This is a genomic window from Dermabacter sp. HMSC06F07, assembly GCF_001807345.1.
Lineage (GTDB): Bacteria > Actinomycetota > Actinomycetes > Actinomycetales > Dermabacteraceae > Dermabacter > Dermabacter hominis.
In genome coordinates this window covers 113,718-128,632 of the sequence record NZ_KV788577.1, presented here as the reverse complement: position 1 = coordinate 128,632, position 14,915 = coordinate 113,718, and the positions used below count along the sequence as shown (strand labels likewise).

Sequence of the window (14,915 nt, the reverse complement as noted above, 5' to 3'; positions counted from 1 at the left end):
AGGGGCCGCGATGAGGCGAAATGACGCGACCCCAATCTTCCTCGGAGTCACGGCCGCCGCAATCGCTTTCACGATCAACCTTTCGATCGTCGCCGTCCCGGTGCTCGTTGCGCATGGCTTCAACACCCTTACCCAGGCGAGCACGCTCGATGCCGTGATTGTGTCGCTGTGCCTCGTCGTGCTCGGTCATGGTGGCGCGCTGTCGCTTAAGGATGTGGGGATCGATGGCACGGTGGTACTCCCGCCGCTTGGGCTGACGCTCGTGTTCGCGCTCGTGTGTGGCGCGACGATGCTGCGCACTGGTCGCTCATTGACACTCACGGAGACCTCGGGAGCTCTCAAACGCGGTGCGCTCACGGCGCTCGGGCTGATCCTTGCGGGCTTTGGAATTTCGTACGCGCTTATGGCGACAGTTGCCTCTCTGCTTGCCCGCACTCCGGGCGTTCAGCCCGTGACGGTGAGCGCTGGCGTGAGTGCACTCGCGCTTTCGGTGATCGCCGGTGCTGCCGGCCTCATGGCGTCGCTCGTGCGGCGCAAGAGCGGGACGGCGCCGCGCGTGGGGCTGCTCGCGCTCGTGCCGGAGAAGTACGCAGCGGCGCTGCGCTCGATCGGCGTGCTCGTACTTGGACTTTTCGGCGGCGCGACAGTTGCCCTAACGGTGTGGATGGTGATTCGCCGTGACGCGATTATTCACCTTCATCGGGGCCTCGAACCGGATTTTTTTGGCACGGTTGCGCTCGTGCTTGCGGCCCTTGCCTTCTTCCCCACCATGCTCGTGTGGATGGTGGCGTTCGTGAGCGCGGGGACGGTAACGCTCGGCCCTCACACGCACACGTCGTTCGAGGGATCGCTGACGGGGGTACTGCCCGCGTTCCCGATTCTCGGCGCGGTCCCTGAGCCGGGCCACTTTTCGCCGTGGGTGTGGGCCTTTCTTCTGATACCGATCTTCGCCTCGATCGCCGCCGCTGTAGTCCTTGCCCGTCAGACCCGTGACTTCGACGTTCGCGCAAAGGTCACGTCCTGGCTCACGTACGCGATCGGCGCCCTGATCGTTCTCGCGGTGCTGTTTTTGCTCGGAAGCGGGACAATCGGCACGGCTCAACTCGCGCACGTGGGCCCGCGGCTCACGACTCTCGTGCTTCCCGTGGCACTTCTCGTGTCCGTGCCTGCCGCTCTCATTGCGGGATGGAGCCAAACGGGTCTCGACACCTGGGTTTTCTCGCAGTTCCGCGCGGGGCGTGCCCGCGTGAGGGAGGGAGCGGCCGCTCTTCGCGCACGGGTTGAAGAAGCCGAATCGAAAGATGAGGGCGCGGAACGCGGTGAGAGTGACGCCGCCGAGAGCGTGGCGGACTCATCGAGCGAAGGCTCCGAGAGGAGCGTGGACTCGGGCGGTGAGGGCATCAAGGCTGACGCCGTTGAAGACACGCTCGAGCGTGAGGAGAAACCCGAGCGCGCAGTGAGCGACGCAGACGAGGGCGGCGAGGCGCAGAGCGCACCCTCCCCTTTGCGCGAGTCAGACTAGAGGTGCAGCCACTCGAGGATCGCGCCCGGCAGGTCCTTGCCGCACGATGACACTGCCGCGTTGGTGAGCGCGGAATCGAGGCACTCCTGGTACTGGGTCATCGGGCCGTAAAACACGAGCGAAACAAGCGCGAGACCGATGACCACGATTGAGGCGGGGATCCCGAAGGCTGCCGTGACACTCGCTGAACGCCGGGCTGGCGTCGGCCACGCCACAATCAAAAGGCGCACGAGGAACACGAGGGCGCCGATGCCCGCGGGGCCCGCGAGCAGGCTAAAGGGTAGGGGCAGGAGAGTCGCACCCCACGCGAGGATCATGCACGTCGCGGCAAGCAGGAGTGCACGAGAGAACGCTTGCTGACGCTCGGGGGTAAAGGCTGGCTGGTCCTGTTGAGGGTGGTTCGGTTCGGAAGTCACGAATTCCATTGTGCCGCATGGGCGCCTACCGAAACCTACACGCGCCCCAGGCACGGGCCCCGCTACTGTTAAGACATGAACGATTTCACGTGCGTCGTGTTCATTTCCGGAACGGGGAGCAATCTTCGAGCGATCCTTGAAGCAATCGAGAAAGGGGCGCTTGCTGGCGTGAAGGTCGCCGCCGTCATCGCCGACGTCGACGCCCCCGGGTTGAGCTTCGCGCGCGATCGCGGGATTCCCGCGCACGTTGTTCCGCTCGCCGATTACTCCACGCGCGAGGACTGGAACCGCGCACTCGTCGACTGCACCGCACATTACGCCCCCGACCTCGTCGTGCTCGCGGGGTTCATGCGTCTGCTCGGAGCCCCCATGCTCGAAGCCTTCCGGGGGCGCATCATCAACACTCACCCGGCGCTCCTTCCCGCTTTCCCGGGCGCCCACGGGGTGCGCGACGCCCTCAACTACGGCGTGAAGGTGACGGGTGCGACGGTCATCGACGTCGATGAAGGGGTCGATACCGGCGCAATCATCGATCAGCGTGCCCTCACCATTCGGCCGGGTGAAAGCGAAGAAGAGCTTCACGAGCGGATCAAGGTCATCGAACGCGAGATGCTCGTGGACGTCATCGCCCGCCGAGCCCGCAACGAATAAACGCCGCGACAGCTCAACGTCACATCGCGTTCACGCGAACGCGATAGGTTTAAAGGGCAAATCGCCCAATCACACCACGACGAAGGAGCCCCGCATGTCCAAGCGTGCCGTCACGCGCGCCCTGGTCTCTGTATACGACAAGACTGGTCTCATCGAGCTCGCGACCGGTCTCCATGCGAACGGCGTCGAGATCGTTTCGACCGGCTCCACCGCGAAGGCGATCGCCGAGGCAGGAATCCCCGTGACGGCCGTGGAGAACGTGACGGGCTTTCCCGAAATTCTCGACGGCCGCGTGAAAACCCTCCACCCGAAGATCCACGGTGGTCTTCTCGCCGACCGCAACAAGCCTTCGCACGTCGCCGCGCTCGAGGAGCATGCGATCGCCCCGATCGACCTGCTCGTGTGCAACCTCTATCCCTTCGAGGACACCGTCGCGAGCGGCGCATCGTTCGACGACATCGTCGAAAAGATCGACATTGGCGGCCCCGCAATGGTGCGCAGTGCCGCAAAGAACTTCTCCACGTGCGCCGTGGTGACAAGCATCGAACAGTACGACCTGGTCGAAGGAGCCGTCGCCGACGGTGGCTTCACACGCGAAGAACGCCTCGTTCTGGCCGCAGACGCCTTCTCGCGCATCGCCGAATACGACGCCGCTATCGAGGAGTGGATGGCGGACCGTGCCGACGAAGCCCTCGGCGTCGATCCTGAAGACGAGGACCTCACGCCGCTTCGCTACGGCGAAAACTCGCATCAGAAGGCCTTCCTTGATTCGAGCCGTTCGCTGTTCGAGGATTCGACGACCCTCGCCGAGGCGGAACCGCTTGGCGGCAAGGCGATGAGCTACAACAACTATGTCGATGCCGATGCCGCGCTGCGCGCTGCCTTCGACCACCCCGAGCCGTGCGTCGCGATCATCAAGCACAACAACCCGTGCGGCATTGCCATCGCCTCCGAAGATGCCGACATCGCCGATGCCTACACGAAGGCCCACGCAACCGACCCGGTATCCGCCTTCGGTGGCGTGATCGCCGCGAACCGCCCCGTGAGCCTCGACATGGCACAGCGCGTCAGCGAGGTCTTCACCGAGGTCATCGTCGCCCCCGGCTACGAGGACGGCGCACTCGACGCTCTCAAAGCGAAGAAAAACCTGCGCATCCTCGAGATCTCCGGTGCGCCCCGCACTGATTCCACCCTCGACGGCCGCGAGATTTGGGGCGGCGTGCTCTACCAGGAGCCCGACCGCTACCAGGCACCGGGCGACGACCCCGCGAACTGGGAGCTCGTGTGCGGTGAGCCGGCCTCGGCCGCAACCCTCGCCGACCTCGCCTTCGCGTGGCGCGCCGTGCGGGCCCCCCGTTCTAACGCGATCCTGCTCGCGAAAGATGGCGCGGCCGTGGGCGTAGGCATGGGTCAGGTGAACCGCGTTGACGCGTGCCGCCTTGCGGTGGAGCGCGCCAACACCCTCGGCGGCGAGGGCGAGGAGCGCGCACGCGGTGCGGTGGCGGCTTCCGACGCTTTCTTCCCCTTCGCTGACGGCCCTGAACAACTCATCGACGCGGGCGTGAGCGCCATCGTGCAGCCCGGAGGGTCGATCCGCGATAAGGAGGTGATCGAGGCATGCAAGAGCGCGGGAATCACCATGTACATGACGGGAACTCGCCACTTCGCGCACTGATCGCCTTTATCGCGCGGATTTTTGGCAAGCGCACCGAAGCAGAGCAGCCGTCGGAACCTTCCATCGACCCCGCCCCGGCGCCAGTCGATCCCAGCCCTGAGACCCCAATCCCCGCCCCCACGAGCGAAAGACGAGCGATGAAAAAAGGCAAGAAAGCCCCCGTGCCCGAACTCGATCTCAACGGCGAACTGCCGCACAGCAGCAACCTTCGCGAATTTATCGAGCACCTTCGCGAACTCGGCTATACCGTTGCCGATGGCCACTCGCCCGATCCTGACCTGATCGACCCGCATGGCAACCCCGTGTACACGTGGCAGGAGGGCTACCCCTACGAGACACGCATGGAGCGCGACGAGTACGAGCGCGAGAAGTATTTCCTTCAGGTCGAGCTGCTCAAGCTCCAGTACTGGCTCGAGGACGCGAAGAAGAAAGCGATCATCATTTTTGAGGGGCGCGATGCTGCCGGTAAGGGCGGTACGATCAAGCGCTTCACCGAACACCTCAACCCGCGCATGGCGCGCGTCGTCGCCCTCAACAAGCCGACCGAGCGAGAGAAGGGCCAGTGGTACTTCCAGCGCTACGTCGAGCATCTGCCGACCGAAGGCGAGATGGTGCTGTTCGACCGCTCGTGGTACAACCGTGCCGGTGTCGAGCGCGTCATGGGCTTCGCGAGCGATGAGGAGTACGAAACCTTCATGAACCAGGTGCCGCACTTCGAGCGCATGCTCGTCGACTCTGGTATCCACGTCACGAAGTTCTGGTTCTCGGTTTCGCAAAAGGAGCAGCGCACCCGCTTCGCGATCCGCCAGCTCGATCCGGTCCGCCAATGGAAGCTTTCGCCCATGGACCTCGAATCGCTCGACCGCTGGGAAGCGTACGGTGCGGCAAAGGAAGAAATGTTCCGCCGCACCGACAAGAAGTATGCGCCGTGGACGATCATCCGCTCGAACGACAAGAAGCGCGCTCGCATCAACGCGATGAAGTACTTCCTCTCGCAGTTTGAATACGAGGGGAAGGACCACGAGGTCGTCGGCACGCCCGATCCGCTGCTCGTGATGCGCGGCAAGAACGAAGAGGCCGACGAATAGCCCGCTAAGCGGGGGCGGCCCGAGCTAGAGCTCGAGGTCGTCCTGGGCGATCGGGTCAGAACTGTCGAGCGCGGGGATCGCCCCCGTTGCGGTTGCCCTGTACGGCTGGGTCATGCGAGCCGGCGTCAGGATCTCATCGAGGTGCCCCTCGCTCACGAGGCCGCGCTCGAGTACGATATCGCGCACCGACTTGCCCGTGTGGAGGGCCTGCGAGGCAATTTCCGAGGACGCCGAGTAGCCGATTACGGGCACGAGCGCCGTGACAATCCCGATCGAGCGCTCGAGGTTGCCCGCGAGAACGTCCTCGTTCACGGTGATGCCCTCGATGCAGCGCGTCGTCAGTGTGCGCATTGCTCGGGTCATGATGCGGGTTGAAGTGAGGATGTTGTAGGCGATCACCGGCTCGAAGGCATTGAGCTGAAGCTGTCCGCTTTCAGCGGCGAGCGTGACCGTGAGGTCGTTTCCGATCACCTGGAAGGCCACTTGATTGACGACCTCCGGGATCACGGGATTGACCTTGCCCGGCATGATGGAGCTGCCCGGCTGGACCGCGGGAAGGTCGATCTCATTGAAACCTGCGCGGGGGCCGGAGGAGAGCAGACGCAGGTCGTTGCAGATCTTCGAGACTTTGACCGCGATCCGCTTGAGCACGCCCGAAAAGGTGACGAACGCGCCCGTGTCGCTCGTGGCCTCCACGAGGTCGGCGGCGAGGGTGAACTCTGTTCCCGTGATCCGCGTGAGCTCCTCAACGACGAGCGAGGCATACTTCGGGTCGGTCGTAATGCCCGTGCCGATCGCGGTCGCACCCATGTTGATTTCCCGGAAGAATCGGGCGGTTCGCGTGAGACGCTCGACGTCCTCGCTCACTGTCGTCGCCCATGCGTGGAACTCCTGCCCCACGGTCATCGGGACAGCGTCCTGCATTTGCGTGCGCCCCATTTTGAGCACGTGCTCGAACTCGTCACCTTTGGCTCGCAGGGCCTCGATCAGGCCCTGCATCGCGTCGGCAAGATCGGGGAAGCTCAAGAGGATCGCGAGGCGCACCGCCGTTGGGTAGACGTCGTTGGTGGACTGCCCGAAGTTCACGTCGTTGTTCGGGTGGAGGTATTCGTACTCGCCCCGTTCGTGACCGAGGATTTCGAGGCCGCGGTTCGCGATGACCTCGTTGGCGTTCATGTTGGTGCTCGTGCCCGCACCGCCCTGGATGAGGTCGACGACGAAATGCTCGTGATGCTCTCCGTTTTCGATCTCGGTGCAAGCCTGGGCGATCGCATCGGCCTTGGTCTTTTCGAGGCCGCCGAGTCGCTGGTTGGTGCGGGCCGCCGCGTGCTTGACATACGCGAGTGCCGTGACGAGCGAGGGGAAGTGGTTCAGGCGGAAATCGGAAATGCGAAAGTTCTCGAGCGCCCTGAGGGTTTGGACCCCGTAGAGGGCGTCGGCTGGTACCTCGCGGTCTCCGAGGAGGTCATGCTCGATGCGCACGGCGGTCATATCGTGGTTCACGTCCTTGTGGTGGGTTGGTAGCGGTAGTGCGTCGTTGCGTTGCACGGGGTGCGACACCACTAGCGTAACCACGTCGGGCTACGATGGTTGTGTGAATCGATCGCCCTATTCCCTCGGCGCCGCCGTGCACCGCCAGCGACTTTTGCTGGTGACGCTGGGCATTGTTTTTTTCGTGGTGCTACCGATCGGGGTCTTTTTTTCTGTCCCGACCGCCGGATACGCGCTCTCGGCGCTGCTGTTTGCTCTCGCCGTGGTGCGGCTCATCCTGCCCGTGGATGCTCTCGGAGCGCTCGTGGTGAGGCGCAGGTCGATCGATGTCGCGACGATTCTCATCCTCGCCGTTCTCGTTTGCGCGCTTTCTTCGAGCCCCGGTCTCTGAGCGGTGGATTAGTCGCCGAAGTCGACGCGCCCCGTATCGAGGGTGTACATCGCGTGGGCAAGCGCGAGCTCGCCCGACTCGTGCGCCGCGCGTATGAGCGGGGAACGCACGCACACTTCCGTTTTCGCTGCGGCGGCATTCACGGCAGCGGCGTCCGTGGGCGCGTCTGCCCCGGAAAGGGGAGGGTCTCCGACGGTGGCGCGGCGAGCGTCGGATCCCAAACGCCGCGAAATCTGCTCGGCAAGCGCATTGAGGTGTCCCGGGAGGAGGGCGAGCGACGTTCCGCTGGCGCGCTCTTCCATGAGGGATTCGGCCGCGGCGACAGCCCCGCAGTTGTCGTGGCCGAGGACGAGGATCAACGGAACAGCGAGCTTATGCACCGCGAATTCCAGCGACGCAAGGACGGCGTTTTCCACCATCTGTCCAGCGGAACGCACGACAAAGAGATCGCCGAGCCCGCAGTCGAACACGATCTCGGGCGGGACGCGCGAATCGGCGCACGCGAGGACCGCCGCGAACGGTGCTTGACCCGAGGACAGGTCGAGGCGTCGATCCTCGTCGCTATTCGGGTGACGGGTCGTTCCGCTCGCAAATCGAGCGTTGCCTTCGCGCAGGCGTGCGAGTGCAGCGCGAGCGTCGATCGGGATGTGTGTCATTCGCTGATCCTTTCCGTGCGCGGCCTGCGAGCGTGTGCCACGATATGAGTGTGAGCACTTCCCTGACCCGTCTGCACCAGGTATTCGAACTCGCCATGCGCATTGGCGAGGTCATGATTTCCAACGGTGCCGCGGCGGCCGACGTGACCGCGACAATGCTACGCGTGACGGCCTCCTCCGGCATTCGAAATGTGTCGGTGCAGACGACTCTCACGGAAGTGTCGGTCTCCTACTACCCGGACACGCAGTCGGCACCGTTCACGCGCATCAGCACCGCGGGCGGCTACACGTACGACTTCACGAAGCTCGACCGCGTCGATGAGATCACCACGAAATACGTGAAGGGCGAGATGGATCTTCACGAGGCGCTCCTCGCGGTTGATCGCGTGCGCTCAATGAAGCGGTATTACGGCCCGATCGTGACTACCCTCGCGTGGGTGCTCATGGGTGGCGCGTGCGCGATGTTCTTCGGCGCGGGGATTCTCGTGACAGCCTTTGCGGCTTTCGCGGCGGGCGTGTTGTGGCAGGTCTACATTCTGTTCGACAAGCTGCGGCTTCCCGTGTTTTATGCGCAAATCGCGGGGGGATTCATCGTGGTGCTCATTTCCCTCGTCGTGAACTGGCTGGACCCGACGGCGAATTCGTCGCTCGTCGTTGTCGCGTGTCTCGTCATGGTGCTTGCGGGCTCGACGTCGGTCGGGGCGATGCAGGATGCGATCACGGGATGGTACGTGACTGCCGCGGGGCGAGTGCTCGAGACGTTCATGCTGACCGTGGGCGCTGTCATCGGTATTCGTGGCGGCATGCTCATCGCCGAGTGGGTCGGCGCGGACATCTCGATCACGTCGACGATTCCAGCCACCCTGATTTCGACGCTCCTCGTGGCGATTGCGGGAGCGCTTATCGGGCTCGGTTTCGCCGTAGGTTTTCAAGTCCCGCCGCGGCTTTTGCACTGGGTGACGCTCCTGCCGGGCTTCACGGCAACGACATCGTTCCTCATCGAGGTAGCGGGTCTCGAGCGCGCGTGGGCTACCGGCATTACCGCGTTCTTCACGGGGGTGTTCGCGGTCGCCATTTCGCAACACGCAAAGGCATACGTGAACATCCTCATCGCGCCCGCGATCATCACGATGGTGCCTGGCTCGGTTATTTATCGAGGCCTCCTGGGACTGAGCGACGGAAGCAATACGGGTGCCGGCTATCTCTTGCTGGCGTGCGAGATCGCTATTGCGATTTCGGCGGGCGTGATCCTCGGTGAGCTCGTTGCGAGCCGCGCGGTGACGCTCCTTGCGAGCGGGCGCGTGCGCGTGCCGGCAATTTCACAGCCGTTTAGCACGAATCGGCGCCGCCGCATGGTGACCTTTAGGCGTCGCCGTAAGCCGGGCGCTCTCACCACGGCGATTCCAGTCGTTCACCTCGATCCCGGTGAACTCGACCCCACGATCGATCTTGAGGCCGGCCCGGAATGGCGCGAGGACGTCGACAACCTCCAGCCGGAAGTGCGCGAATCGGGATTCGAGATTGTTGAAATGGACCCCGAAGACGTCGAGATGCCGGCCATCCGCTCCGACGAGAGCGCAGATGAGGACATGAGTAGCGTCAGGCACCTCTAGACTTGAGGCATGACTGAACTGCATGCTGCTCCCCGTGACGTTGAGGCAATCGACAAGGCTGCTCGCGAGTTTCGCGAGGCCTTTGGCGGCGATCCGGAAGGCGTGTTTTCTGCGCCCGGCCGAGTGAATATCATCGGTGAGCACGTCGATTATCAGCAGGGGTTGTGCGTCCCGATGGCGATCTCGCATCGCTGCTTCGTCGCGGCACGCCGCACTGACGCGGGCGTCGTGCGGATGCGGTCCGTGCAGTCAGGCGAGACGGTCGAGGCGCCCGTTGCGACTCTCGCCCCGGGGGCCGTCGAAGGCTGGGCTTCATACGTCGCGGGGGTCGTGTGGGCGTTCGCGGAACACTTCGAGGACGAAACGCCGTGCGGCTTCGACCTCTTGATCGACGGCTACGTTCCCCTCGGCGCCGGCCTCAGCTCGAGCGCAGCCCTCGAATGCGCGGTCGCGGCCGCGATCGATGAGCTGTGCGAGCTCGGGACTACTCCCCACGACCGTATTCGCGCGGCGATCAAGGCGGAAACGCAGTTCGCTGGTGCGGCAACCGGCGGGCTCGATCAGTCGGCCTCGATCCTGTGCGAGGAAGGGCACGCCATCGTACTCGATTGCCGAGACTTTTCGACGACGTCGGTCCCGTGGGATCTCGCGGGACAGAGTCTCGAGCTGCTCATTATCGATACGCGAGCTCCTCACAGCCTCGTGGGTGGCGAGTACGCGGAGCGCAGGGCGCAAGCGGAGGCGGGGGCGCGTGCGCTCGGCGTGGACAGTCTGCGCGACGTGCCATTCGAGCGGGCTTTGGATGCGTGCGAGGGCCTTACCGATCCCGTTGTGCAAAAGCGTAGCCGCCACATAATTCACGAGATCGAGCGCGTGCGCGAATTTGCCGCGGCGCTCGAGGCGGGCTCGATCCGCGACAACCTCGAGAAGATTGCCGGCCTGCTCAACGCCTCGCACGATTCACTACGCGACGATTACGAGGTCACCGTTCCCGAGCTCGACGTCGCCGTCGATGCAGCGCGCGCGGCGGGGGCGCACGGTGCGCGCATGACCGGCGGCGGCTTTGGCGGGAGCGTGATCGCTCTCGTCGATGCGGACAGGGTGGAGGCCGTCGCGGGCGCGGTGGCACGCGCATTCGCCGAGCACTCGTTCACCGCCCCGGCGTTCTTCCTCGCAACGCCGAGCCGCGGCGCGGGCCGAGACCGCTAAGACGCGCTCAAGCCGCGCCTTCGTACCACTCGCGCACGCGTTCGAGCTGCGCTGCCTTGTGCGCGTCGCTCATGCGCGAGGCGCGGATTGATCCGGCGGCGAGGTCGGCGATTTCTCGGTCGCTCATGCCCATTGCGCGCACGGCTTCGTATTGGGCGAGAAGGCGCGAACCGAAAAGGAGCGGGTCGTCCGCGCCGAGGGCGATCGTGGCACCGGAGCGTGCGAGCTGCGGTACGGGCACATCGCCGATATCGCCATACACGCCGAGGGAAACGTTCGACGCCGGGCACACTTCGAGGGCAATGTCGCGCTCCACGAGTGTGTCGAGCAGTCGAGGATCCTCGATCGCGCGCACGCCGTGGCCGAGGCGGGTGGGCCTCAACGCCTCGACGACCTCGTGGATGTGCGGCGGGCCGAGGAGCTCGCCGCCGTGGGGCATCGCGGCGAGGCCCCCGTTGTGGGCAATTCTGAACGCCCCCGCAAACGCACTCGTATCCCCGCGCCGCTCGTCGTTGGACAGACCGAATCCGATCACGGTCCCCGCATGCTTGACGGCAAGGCGGGCGAGGATGCGGGCATCGAGCGGGTGGCGCATGCGGCTCGCCGCGACGATGATCCCCATGGAGATTCCGAGGTCGCGCTCGATCGCGCGGGCTTCGTCCACGATGATCTCGATTGCGGGGGTGATGCCGCCCACGAACGGTGCGTAACTCGTGGGATCGATTTGCAGCTCGAGCCGTACGGAGCCCTCGGCGAGATCATCCTCGGCGGCCTCGCGAAGGAGGCGGCGCATAATCGTCTCGCTGTTGACGACGGTGCGTGCGGCGTCGTAGAAGCGCTGGAAGCGGAACCAGCCGCGCGCGCTCGGCTCGACCTTGAGCGCGGTCTGTTCCGTGAGCGTGCGCGGCAACCGCAAGTTCTGTGCGGCCGCGAGTTCTTGCAACGTGTCGTGACGCATCGAGCCCGTGAAGTGCAGGTGCAGGTGCGCCTTGGGCAGCGCGCGCAGGTCTCGCGTGCCTTCGCGATTGGGGTGTGGGTTTCCGACGGTTGCCATGGCCTAGCCGAGCACTTTCTGAAGTCGAGAAACGCCCTTCGCCAGGTCTACGTCGGAAAGCGCATAGCTGAGGCGGAGGTGACCCGGCGCATCGAAAGCCTCCCCGGGCACGAGTGCAACCTTGGCGCGCTCGAGGATGAGTGCGGCGAGTTCGGCCGACGTGGTGACGCGCGTGCCGTCGATCTCGCGCCCCAGAAGGCCCGTGACATCGGGGAAGGCGTAGAACGCCCCGCGAGGAGTCGGCAGCGTGAGACCTTCGATCTCGCTGAGCATGTCGACCATCGTGCGGCGTCGCCGATCGAACGCTTCACGCATTGTGTCGAGCGGTTCGGTGGGGCCCGTCAGCGCGGCGATGGCGGCGCGCTGGGCAACGTTGTTGACGTTCGAGGTCAGGTGGCTTTGGAGCCGCGCAACGCCCTGGGCGATGTCCGGCGGAGCGATCAACCAGCCGACGCGCCAGCCGGTCATGGCGAACGTCTTGGCGACGCCGTTGACGAGGATCGTGCGATCCTCGAGCTCGGGCACCACGTCAAGGATCGAATGGAACGTCGCGCCGTCATAGACAAGGTGCTGGTAAATCTCATCGGAGAGCACCCACAGATCGGTCTCGAGTGCCCAACGCCCGAACTCTTCCACCTGAGCGCGGCTCATGACCGCCCCCGTAGGGTTCGACGGTGAACACAGCAGCACGACCTTCGAACGCGGCGTGCGGGCGGCCTCGAGCTGCTCGATCGAGGGGATATAGCCCTGGTCGGCGCCCGCGCGCACGGCGACGGGAACTCCGCCCGCAAGCCGAACTGCCTCCGGATACGTTGTCCAGTAGGGCGCTGGCAGGATGGCTTCATCGCCCGGATCGAGGAGCGCTGCGAGTGCTTCGTATACGGCCTGCTTCCCGCCGTTGGTGACGATGATGCGTGAGGCATCGACGCGAACGCGGTCGCTCTCAAAGGTCTGGTGCGCGATCGCCTCCTTGAGCTCTGGAAGGCCGGTCGCGGGGGAGTAGCGGTGATTCTTTGGATCGCGAGCGGCGGCGATCGCAGCTTCGACGATGTGTTCGGGCGTGGGGAAATCCGGCTCGCCAGCGCCGAAGCCTATGACGTCTTCTCCTTGCGCGGCGAGAGCCTTCGCCTTCGCGTCAACGGCGAGAGTGGCCGACTCAGCGATCGATGTGAGGCGCGCAGAAAGGCGCCGTTCGTGCGGTGTGGAGGTGGAGTCATCGAAGCTCATAGATTCGATCTTGTCAGAAAAAGCAGAGCGTCGCGTGAAACCCGTGCGTCACGCGCCCGCAAAGGACGCTAGCGCCTGATTCAAGCCGAGTGCGTCACACAATCGCGATAAGGGCCCTCGTGACTAGACCGCGGCGTTCAATTGCCCTATGATCGTATCTGGCCCTTTTTGAGGGCTTCGCTCCTCGGGCAGTGCTCGTGAAGCACAGGGCAGTGGCGCAATTGGTAGCGCAACGGTCTCCAAAACCGTAGGTTGCAGGTTCGAGTCCTGTCTGCCCTGCTTTTTCTTTAAGCGGTAATCCCCAGCGCCCGATCGACACGTTGCCGACGTCGAGATGGAGAAGGAAAACGATGAGCGTTCACCCCGAGACCGACCCCACTCGTGGCGACTTCGAGCAAGAGTCGACCATCGGCACGAAGAACCCCTTCAAGGCGTGCTGGATCTTCCTCCAGCAGGTTTTCACGGAACTGCGCAAGGTTGTCACGCCGACCGGTCGCGAAATGGTCACCTACACGATTGCGGTTGTCGCGTTCGTCGTGTTCATGATCCTTCTCGTGTTCGGCATGGACTTCGTGTTCGGCTCGCTCACGCGCGCACTGTTCACGGCGCACTGAGATTTTCGAGAGTAAGGAAACGATACTCGTGGCAGAAGATATGCACGACGACCTCGCAAACGAGGCCCTCGACACCACCCCGGAAGTGGCCGACGCCCCCGAGAGCGGCGAAGCTCCCGAAAACGCAGCGCCCGCGGAGGAAGCCGAGGGCGCAGAGGCCCCCGTCGTTCTCGACGAAAACTCGGAGAGCGCGGTTGAGGATCCGGTTGTGGCCCTCAAGCGTCACCTGCGTTCCGCACCCGGCGAGTGGTACGTCATCCACTCCTACTCGGGTCACGAAAATCGTGTGAAGACCCAGCTGCTCACGCGCACCGAAACGCAGGACATGGAGGATTACATCTTCCAGGTCGAGGTGCCCATGGAGGATGCGACCGAGGTCAAGAACGGTCAAAAGAAGATCGTGCGCCGCGTGCGCATTCCCGGCTACGTGTACGTGCGCATGGATCTCACCGAAGCTTCGTGGCGAGTGGTGCGTGACACCCCGGGCGTGACCGGCTTTGTGGGAAACAGCACCGATCCTGTACCTCTCTCGTTCGATGAGATTTACTCTCTGTTGGCGCCGTCGGTCAACCTCCCCGAGAAGAAGAAGTCCTCTTCTTCCAAGGCCAAGGAAAAGGCCATCCCGGCGTTCGAGGTGGGCGAGTCCGTCACCGTCATGGACGGCCCCTTCGAAACGATGCCCGCCACGATCGCGGACATCGACAACACCAACCAGAAACTTCGGGTTCTCGTGTCGATCTTCGGCCGCGAGACCCCGCTCGAGTTGGGCTTCGAGCAGGTCGCCAAGATCTGAAAACGCCCGCCCGCACTCGCGGGACCGTAGTGGGAGGGTGCCGAACGGTATCCGCCCGAACCACGACAAGAAGGAAGAGCAATGGCTCCCAAGAAAAAGGTCGCGAGCATTATCAAGCTCCAGATCCAGGCTGGACAGGCGACGCCTGCTCCGCCGATCGGCCCGGCACTCGGTGCCGCCGGTGTGAACATCGTTGAGTTCACCAAGGCCTACAACGCCGCCACCGAAAGCCAGCGCGGCAACATCGTCCCGGTTGAGATCACCGTGTACGAGGATCGCTCGTTCACGTTCATCACCAAGACTCCGCCCGCTGCACGCCTCCTCCTCAAGGCCGCAGGCCTTGACAAGGGCTCACCCGTGCCCCACACCCAGAAGGTGGGCAAGGTGACCATGGAGCAGGTCAAGGAGATCGCGCAGACCAAGATGCCCGATCTCAACGCAAACGATATTGACGCCGCCGCGAAGATCGTGGCTGGAACCGCGCGTTCCATGGGCATCACGGTGGAGGGCTGATC

The 14,915-nt window shown here is 64.2% G+C and carries 15 protein-coding genes and 1 tRNA gene; 11 read left to right on the top strand and 5 right to left on the bottom strand.

The window, feature by feature from the left end; genetic code table 11:
- Positions 1 to 10 precede the first annotated feature (10 nt).
- On the top strand, positions 11 to 1,522 hold the full coding sequence (locus HMPREF3157_RS02945; RefSeq protein WP_016663986.1) for a cell division protein PerM: 1,512 nt from the start codon (positions 11 to 13) through the stop codon (positions 1,520 to 1,522).
- On the opposite strand, the gene HMPREF3157_RS02940 is transcribed toward HMPREF3157_RS02945, so the two are convergent.
- On the bottom strand, positions 1,519 to 1,938 hold the full coding sequence (locus HMPREF3157_RS02940; RefSeq protein ID WP_141740596.1) for a hypothetical protein: 420 nt from the start codon (positions 1,936 to 1,938) through the stop codon (positions 1,519 to 1,521). The two genes, HMPREF3157_RS02945 and HMPREF3157_RS02940, sit on opposite strands and share 4 nt — an antisense overlap.
- Positions 1,939 to 2,013: 75 nt before the next feature.
- Here HMPREF3157_RS02940 and purN point away from each other — a divergent pair, with 75 nt between their 5' ends.
- The 3 genes from purN (at position 2,014) to ppk2 (ending at position 5,352) form a co-directional block, all read left to right on the top strand.
- Positions 2,014 to 2,589 carry a phosphoribosylglycinamide formyltransferase gene (gene purN, locus HMPREF3157_RS02935; RefSeq protein WP_016663988.1) on the top strand — a complete coding sequence of 192 codons (576 nt, stop codon included), beginning with the start codon at positions 2,014 to 2,016 and terminating at the stop codon, positions 2,587 to 2,589.
- Between the two features lie 94 nt (positions 2,590 to 2,683).
- The gene (gene purH, locus HMPREF3157_RS02930; protein ID WP_016663989.1) at positions 2,684 to 4,264 is read left to right on the top strand and encodes a bifunctional phosphoribosylaminoimidazolecarboxamide formyltransferase/IMP cyclohydrolase; all 1,581 of its coding nucleotides are present in this window, start codon (positions 2,684 to 2,686) and stop codon (positions 4,262 to 4,264) included.
- 137 nt (positions 4,265 to 4,401) lie between these two features.
- Entirely contained in the window at positions 4,402 to 5,352 is a 951-nt protein-coding gene (gene ppk2 / locus HMPREF3157_RS02925) for a polyphosphate kinase 2 (protein WP_051120632.1), read from the top strand.
- A gap of 24 nt (positions 5,353 to 5,376) precedes the next feature.
- Here ppk2 and HMPREF3157_RS02920 read toward each other — a convergent pair whose 3' ends face one another.
- A complete protein-coding gene (locus HMPREF3157_RS02920) occupies positions 5,377 to 6,843 on the bottom strand; it encodes an aspartate ammonia-lyase (protein WP_070435469.1) in 1,467 nt (488 codons plus the stop codon).
- 103 nt (positions 6,844 to 6,946) lie between these two features.
- Between HMPREF3157_RS02920 and HMPREF3157_RS02915 the strand changes: the two genes are divergently transcribed.
- Positions 6,947 to 7,234 carry a DUF3017 domain-containing protein gene (locus HMPREF3157_RS02915; protein ID WP_070435468.1) on the top strand — a complete coding sequence of 96 codons (288 nt, stop codon included), beginning with the start codon at positions 6,947 to 6,949 and terminating at the stop codon, positions 7,232 to 7,234.
- An 8-nt stretch (positions 7,235 to 7,242) separates the two neighbouring features.
- Here the strand turns inward: HMPREF3157_RS02915 and HMPREF3157_RS02910 are convergent, their stop codons facing one another.
- Positions 7,243 to 7,890, bottom strand: coding sequence for a carbonic anhydrase (locus tag HMPREF3157_RS02910; protein WP_070435467.1), 648 nt, complete (start codon positions 7,888 to 7,890; stop codon positions 7,243 to 7,245).
- Between the two features lie 50 nt (positions 7,891 to 7,940).
- On the opposite strand from HMPREF3157_RS02910, the gene HMPREF3157_RS02905 reads away from it, so the two are divergent.
- Positions 7,941 to 9,503 carry a threonine/serine exporter family protein gene (locus HMPREF3157_RS02905; protein ID WP_070435466.1) on the top strand — a complete coding sequence of 521 codons (1,563 nt, stop codon included), beginning with the start codon at positions 7,941 to 7,943 and terminating at the stop codon, positions 9,501 to 9,503.
- 9 nt (positions 9,504 to 9,512) lie between these two features.
- Positions 9,513 to 10,712 (top strand): galactokinase, encoded by a 1,200-nt coding sequence (gene galK, locus HMPREF3157_RS02900; protein WP_070435465.1) that lies wholly within the window; start codon positions 9,513 to 9,515, stop codon positions 10,710 to 10,712.
- Positions 10,713 to 10,719: 7 nt separating this feature from the next.
- Here galK and HMPREF3157_RS02895 read toward each other — a convergent pair whose 3' ends face one another.
- Positions 10,720 to 11,766, bottom strand: a complete 1,047-nt coding sequence (locus HMPREF3157_RS02895; RefSeq protein WP_070435464.1) for an adenosine deaminase — start codon at positions 11,764 to 11,766, stop codon at positions 10,720 to 10,722.
- Between the two features lie 3 nt (positions 11,767 to 11,769).
- The gene (locus HMPREF3157_RS02890; RefSeq protein ID WP_070435463.1) at positions 11,770 to 12,993 is read right to left on the bottom strand and encodes a pyridoxal phosphate-dependent aminotransferase; all 1,224 of its coding nucleotides are present in this window, start codon (positions 12,991 to 12,993) and stop codon (positions 11,770 to 11,772) included.
- Between the two features lie 206 nt (positions 12,994 to 13,199).
- Between HMPREF3157_RS02890 and HMPREF3157_RS02885 the strand changes: the two genes are divergently transcribed.
- The 4 genes from HMPREF3157_RS02885 to rplK all read left to right on the top strand — a co-directional run bounded on the left by HMPREF3157_RS02885 (position 13,200) and on the right by rplK (position 14,913).
- Positions 13,200 to 13,272 (top strand) — tRNA-Trp (locus tag HMPREF3157_RS02885).
- A gap of 71 nt (positions 13,273 to 13,343) precedes the next feature.
- On the top strand, positions 13,344 to 13,607 hold the full coding sequence (secE, locus tag HMPREF3157_RS02880; protein ID WP_034372185.1) for a preprotein translocase subunit SecE: 264 nt from the start codon (positions 13,344 to 13,346) through the stop codon (positions 13,605 to 13,607).
- Between the two features lie 28 nt (positions 13,608 to 13,635).
- The gene (nusG, locus tag HMPREF3157_RS02875) at positions 13,636 to 14,400 is read left to right on the top strand and encodes a transcription termination/antitermination protein NusG (protein WP_193433707.1); all 765 of its coding nucleotides are present in this window, start codon (positions 13,636 to 13,638) and stop codon (positions 14,398 to 14,400) included.
- A gap of 81 nt (positions 14,401 to 14,481) precedes the next feature.
- Positions 14,482 to 14,913, top strand: coding sequence for a 50S ribosomal protein L11 (gene rplK, locus HMPREF3157_RS02870; RefSeq protein WP_016664000.1), 432 nt, complete (start codon positions 14,482 to 14,484; stop codon positions 14,911 to 14,913).
- Positions 14,914 to 14,915: the final 2 nt, after the last annotated feature.

What these genes read in the sequence shown, in the direction of transcription:
- HMPREF3157_RS02945 (WP_016663986.1), top strand. Translation starts at nt 11, where the DNA reads ATGAGGCGAAATGACGCGACCCCAATCTTCCTCGGAGTCACGGCCGCC.
- purN (WP_016663988.1), top strand. Translation starts at nt 2,014, where the DNA reads ATGAACGATTTCACGTGCGTCGTGTTCATTTCCGGAACGGGGAGCAAT.
- purH (WP_016663989.1), top strand. Translation starts at nt 2,684, where the DNA reads ATGTCCAAGCGTGCCGTCACGCGCGCCCTGGTCTCTGTATACGACAAG.
- ppk2 (WP_051120632.1), top strand. Translation starts at nt 4,402, where the DNA reads ATGAAAAAAGGCAAGAAAGCCCCCGTGCCCGAACTCGATCTCAACGGC.
- HMPREF3157_RS02920 (WP_070435469.1), bottom strand. Translation starts at nt 6,843, where the DNA reads ATGACCGCCGTGCGCATCGAGCATGACCTCCTCGGAGACCGCGAGGTA.
- HMPREF3157_RS02910 (WP_070435467.1), bottom strand. Translation starts at nt 7,890, where the DNA reads ATGACACACATCCCGATCGACGCTCGCGCTGCACTCGCACGCCTGCGC.
- galK (WP_070435465.1), top strand. Translation starts at nt 9,513, where the DNA reads ATGACTGAACTGCATGCTGCTCCCCGTGACGTTGAGGCAATCGACAAG.
- HMPREF3157_RS02895 (WP_070435464.1), bottom strand. Translation starts at nt 11,766, where the DNA reads ATGGCAACCGTCGGAAACCCACACCCCAATCGCGAAGGCACGCGAGAC.
- HMPREF3157_RS02890 (WP_070435463.1), bottom strand. Translation starts at nt 12,993, where the DNA reads ATGAGCTTCGATGACTCCACCTCCACACCGCACGAACGGCGCCTTTCT.
- secE (WP_034372185.1), top strand. Translation starts at nt 13,344, where the DNA reads ATGAGCGTTCACCCCGAGACCGACCCCACTCGTGGCGACTTCGAGCAA.
- rplK (WP_016664000.1), top strand. Translation starts at nt 14,482, where the DNA reads ATGGCTCCCAAGAAAAAGGTCGCGAGCATTATCAAGCTCCAGATCCAG.